This is a genomic window from Azospirillum sp. B4 (assembly GCF_000333275.1).
Lineage (GTDB): Bacteria > Pseudomonadota > Alphaproteobacteria > Azospirillales > Azospirillaceae > Nitrospirillum.
In genome coordinates this window covers 1-5,344 of sequence record NZ_BACU01000384.1, presented here as the reverse complement: position 1 = coordinate 5,344, position 5,344 = coordinate 1, and the positions used below count along the sequence as shown (strand labels likewise).

Sequence of the window (5,344 nt, the reverse complement as noted above, 5' to 3'; positions counted from 1 at the left end):
GCCGCGTTTCAAGCAGGGCATGAAGATCCAGTTGNCNGAGGTCAAGAAGATCGCCGAAAANCCGGCGGCACCCACCTTCGACAACACCCTGGTGGCGATGGAGCGGTCCGGCCGCATGCTGGACCGGGTGAACCAGGTCTTTTTCAGCGTGGTGTCGGCCAACACCAACGACGCGCTGGACAAGGTGCAGACCGAGGTGGCGCCCAAGCTGGCCCAGCACCAGGAAGGCCCTGGGCTATGACGACAGCCTGGACGCCTTTGGCGTGCACGGTATCGGCGGTATCGTCGGCGCCATCCTGACCGGCGTCTTTGCCAAGATCGCCGTGGCCAACAGCGAGGGGGCTTTCGCCGCCGCGCTGAAGGACGCGCCGGACACGAAGCTGGGCCTGATCGAGGGTAACGCCGCCCAGGTCGTCACCCAGCTGGAAGGTGTGGCCTTCACCGTCGTGTGGTGTGGCGTCATCACCTTCGTCCTGCTGAAGATCATCGATCTGGTGATCGGCCTGCGCGTGGACGAGGATGTCGAGCGCGACGGCCTGGACATCGCCCTGCATGGCGAGTCTATCCACTGAGCCTGGCCACTGAGCCTAGCCTAAAGGGCTGAGGAGCAAGGATTCGAGGGGGAACAAAAGTCGGCCGGTGATGTTAGACTGATCCGGCCGACCGCCCCTCGGCGATCACGAATATCCAATCAGGGAGTGGTCTGATGAAGTTCATTATCGCGGTGATCAAACCCTTCAAGCTGGACGAAGTCCGCGACGCCCTGACCGGGCTGGGGGTGCAGGGCCTTACCGTCACCGAGGTCAAGGGCTATGGCCGCCAGAAGGGCCAGACCGAGATCTACCGGGGCGCGGAATACGCGGTCAGCTTCCTGCCCAAGATGAAGATCGAAGTGGCCGTGCCCGACGATCTGGCCGACAAGGCGGTGGAGGCCATTCAGGCCGCCGCCAACACCGGCAAGATCGGCGACGGCAAGATCTTCGTCCTGGAACTGGCCCAGGCCGTGCGCATCCGCACGGGCGAGACCGATACCGACGCGCTGTGACATGGGCGTCGGGGTGTGGGGAGCTTCTGGTTCCACCGCGCCCTGACAGCGCCGCATCCGGCTTCCCCGGCGATCAGGCCACGGGGAAGGCGCACCGGCATTGTCCCCAAATACGCTTCTGAAAAGGGCGGCGGCCTGGAGCGAAGGGCGATCACCCGTGATCGCCTTCCGTTCTAGGGCCTGCCGCCCTTTCCCTCATGCTCAGCCGGCTCTCCCGCTCAGCCGGCTGCCAGCAGCGCCAGGGCGAAAGGCTGCGGCCCCTGGGGCACGTTGGACCCGATAACCTGCACACTCCAGACGCCGGCGGCCGCCGCCGCGACGGCGATGACTTCAACATTGTTGCTGCTGTCCATGGTCCGGCCGTCCGGGCCGGCGTTGCCGGTGCGGATGGTGCCCTCGGGCCCGCGGAGGACCAGGTTCAGGTTGTTGACCAGGGTGGCGCCGGGATAGTCGCTATAGGCCATCACCACCCGCAGGGGATGCCCCTCCACACCCACGGTCAGGCTGTACTGGTAAAGATCGCCGGTCGCCACCGCGTTCCCATCCAGGAATGTCGCCCGCACCGGCGCGGACGGCGCCAGGATGGTGTCCAGGTTGACGCGCCCGAAGCCCTGGTCGTTGTCCGGCAGGCTCGTGTCCGTGCCGGTGAGTGGGACCGCGCTGGCGATCAGCGCCGCCTTCAGCAGGGCGGCGGAGGGGGCGGCCAGGCCCGCCCGCGTGCGCAGATATTCCCGGATCAGGGCGACGGCGCCGGCGGTCAGGGGGGCGGCCATGCTGGTGCCGGTGTCGTACATGTAAAGCTCGGTACTGTCGTCATAGCGCCCCTGGCCGTAAAAGGCGGGGTCCAGTTGGCGCGACCGGGTCGACAGCACATAGGTGCCGGGCGCCACCACATCGGGCTTCACCCGTCCGTCCTTGGTGGGGCCCCGGCTGCTGAACGGGGCCAGCAGGTCGGGTCCGCCGGCCACCAGGGCGTCCACCGGCACGGCCTTGGGGCCCCATTTCTTGCCGTTGGTGATGGTGATGGTCTGCCGGTCGTTGGCGCAGGCGCCCACGGTGATGCAATTCTTGGCCGTGCCCGGTGGTGTGACGCTGCCCGGGTCGATCTTGCCGTCGCCATCCGTGTCGGATCCGGTGTTCCCGGCGGAAAAGACGATGCCAAAAGTCCGGGCGATTCCAGATGAAGTGTCGATGTCCGTACAGTAGGAATTATAAGACTGGGGCGTGCCGCCCCCCCAGGAATTGAAATGGATGCGGGCGCCCTGGTCATAGGCCCAGCCGAACAGTTCCTTCAAATCCGTGGGCAGGCCGGCCAGGGCGTAGGCCGGCGGGGCGGACCCCTGCTGGTCGGATTTCCACTCCAAATGCTGCTCCACCGCCTGCATCACCAGCTGCGCCTTGTGGGCCAGGCCTCGGACGGGGCCGGCCAGGTTGGCCAGTTCCGCGCTGGCGGTGCCGTCGCCCAGGACCGAGCCGGCGGTGTGGGTGCCGTGGCCCCGGTTGGTGTCGGCCGGGCCGTCATCGGCGCCGGGGTTGTTCACCCGCGTGGCATAGCTGGGGCCGATGGGATAGCTGCGGATGGCCAGGACGCGGCCGGCGAAATCCGGATGGATGGCGGCGGGGTCGCCGCTGTCCAGGCCGGTGTCGCAGACGGCGACGATTTCCCCCGCGCCGGACAGCCCCAGGCCTGGCGCCGCCGCCAGGGCGGATGCCGTGCCCATGATGCGGGCGGCCTGGTCGTTGGATAATTGCGGCATGACTTGGCGCCCGATCCGCTTCACGCCGTGCACCTGGGCCAGCGCCCGCAGCTTGTCCCGCAGGTCGCCGGTCGTGGGATCGGTCGTCTGCACCACCAGCAGGGCGCTGCCCGCCGCTTCCTCCAGGATGGTGAAGCCGGCGGCGATGACGGCGGCGTGCTGTCCGGTGGCCTGTGCCGGGGTGAAGAACGCCACGGTATAGGCGTCGGGCATCACGTGGCCGTGATAGGCATCCTCCGCCGGCGGTGCCGCCAGCGCGTCCACATCCCGGGTCAGCCGGGCGGCATAGGGCAGGTGCCCCACCCAGCGCACATAATCCAGCCGCGTGATGGCGCCCGCCTGGTCGGCGGTGGCGCGGGCGATGATGGCGAAGTGCTGGTGGGGCCCCATCACCTCCGCCCCCAGGGCCGCCACCCCGGCCAGCCAGCCGTCCCGCACCGGGCCCGTGAACTGGACGATGTAGTGGTGGGCGCCCTGCGGCAGCGGGCCGTGGCTGTCATAGGCCGGGTGCACGTGGTGGCTGCCATCGGCGGCGACCCGGGGGACGTCGGTGGCGATGGTCTGGCCGCCGGCCTGCAGGGCATACTGGTCGGTGATGTCCTCCACCAGGCCGGTGGCCATCACCGCCGCGGTGGCCGCGTCATCATCCGTCGCGACGATATGGAAGGCGGGATAGCTGTGCAGCAGGCGGACGCCCGGCATGGCGGCCAGGGTATCCGCCGTGGCGTCGAGAACCTTGATCACACGTGACATGGCCTGGGTCCCCCGGGCGGCGGGTGCGACGGCGCCGCCATCCGTTATGGCTGTATTTCCTATTCCAGAACCATCTTAAGGTGGCTGCATTTCACCGCCAACCCCTTGTCGCGGGCAGGCTTCAGCTAAGCCCCTGGTTAAAACTTTTATCCAGGCCCCATTTTGCCGCCGCTTTTGTTAGGCTGCGGGCCCATCGGGTTGGTTCCCCTGGGCAGGACGGGGGGAGAGTCGGCGTCACGGAAGCGGGGTCCGGGATGCCGCTGAGCGGTCCGACTAATGAACAATGGGGGTTATCAATGAAGAACAGGCGTTGGGGACTGCTGGTGGCGGCCGTGCTGGCCGTGACGGTGCCGGCGGTCATGGCACCGGCCATGATGGGGGCCGCGCAGGAGAAGAAGGACGACAGGCAGGACCATAAGGACGGCGATAGGAAGGCCGGGCCAGAGGCACCCAAGCGCGTGACCGTTGACCGCTCCGGCACCTTCAACGGCAAGCGTGTCGACTACACCGTCACGGCGGGGGAAACCTACCTCCGCGACGACAAGGGCGAGCCGGTGGCCGCCATATTCTCCGTCGCCTACACCAAGAAAGGTGCCAACCCCAGCACCCGGCCGGTGACCTTCCTCTATAACGGCGGCCCCGGTTCCGCCAGCCTGTGGCTGCACATGGGTGTCTTCGGGCCAAAGCGCGTGCAGATCCCGGCCGATGCCGAGAACCCCGGCCCGCCGCCCTTCCCCCTGATCGACAACGCCTATTCCATCCTGGACGTGACCGATCTGGTGTTCATCGACCCGGTCGCCACCGGCTTCAGCCACGCCATCGGTAAGGGGGAGGAGAAGGACTTCCTGGGCGTGAAGGAGGACGCGAGGTCCATCGCCCAGTTCGTGCGCATCTGGCTGGGCGACAACAAGCGCTGGAACAGCCCCAAGTTCCTGGGCGGTGAAAGCTATGGCGGCATCCGCACCGGGGCCATGCTGCCCGAACTGAGCGGCACCACCTCCACCGTGTCGCTGAACGGCCTGATCCTGATCTCCCCGGCCATGGACTACACCTCGCTGACCTTCGCGCGGGGCAACCTGGTGCCCTATTGGTCCTTCCTGCCCAGCTACGCCGCCACGGCCTGGTACCATAAGAAGGTGGCCGACACCTCCATGGGCTTCGACAAATTCCTGGCCGACGCCCGCCAGTTCGCGGCGACGGACTACGCCTCCGCCCTCATCCTGGGCAACCGGCTGAGCCCCGACCAGCACAAGGCGGTGGTGGCCAAGCTGGCCCACTTCACCGGCCTGTCCCCGGCCTTCATCGAGCAGTCGAACCTGAAGATCCAGGATCACCGCTTCATGAAGGAGTTGCTGCGCGACCAGGGCAAGAGCATCGGCCGCATCGACGGCCGCTACCTGGGTGAGGACTATGACAGCTCTGGCGAGCGGCCGGACAACGACCCCTCGCTGAACGGCATGAGCGGGGCGTTCAGCGCCGTGGTCAACACCTACTTCCGCAACGACCTGGGCCTGGACATGGGCGGGCGGGAATACAAGGTGCTGGGCTCCCTCTACCGCCGCTGGAACTATGGCCAGGCGGAGGGCGGCGGCAGCGAGCCCTATCGCGGCACCGATGTCGGCCCCTTCGTGGGCGACGCCATGCGCCAGAACAAGGGCCTGAAGGCCTTCGTCGCCATGGGCTATTACGACCTGGCCACGCCGTTCTTCCATACGGAGAACAGCCTGAACAGCGCTGGCGTGCCCACCAACCGCGTGGTGTTCAGCTATTATCCCGGCGGTCATATGAT

The 5,344-nt window shown here is 67.3% G+C and carries 3 protein-coding genes and 1 pseudogene; 3 read left to right on the top strand and 1 reads right to left on the bottom strand.

The window, feature by feature from the left end; translation table 11 throughout:
- Positions 1 to 215 precede the first annotated feature (215 nt).
- A pseudogene (locus I55_RS17050) lies at positions 216 to 572 on the top strand (ammonia channel protein); the annotation flags it as partial.
- Positions 573 to 706: 134 nt separating this feature from the next.
- A complete protein-coding gene (locus I55_RS17045) occupies positions 707 to 1,045 on the top strand; it encodes a P-II family nitrogen regulator (protein ID WP_004271938.1) in 339 nt (112 codons plus the stop codon).
- Positions 1,046 to 1,263: 218 nt separating this feature from the next.
- Here the strand turns inward: I55_RS17045 and I55_RS17040 are convergent, their stop codons facing one another.
- A complete protein-coding gene (locus tag I55_RS17040) occupies positions 1,264 to 3,555 on the bottom strand; it encodes a S8 family serine peptidase (RefSeq protein ID WP_049974215.1) in 2,292 nt (763 codons plus the stop codon).
- 296 nt (positions 3,556 to 3,851) lie between these two features.
- Here I55_RS17040 and I55_RS17035 point away from each other — a divergent pair.
- A partial coding sequence (locus I55_RS17035; RefSeq protein WP_044561778.1) for a S10 family peptidase occupies positions 3,852 to 5,344 on the top strand: 1,493 nt, incomplete at its 3' end.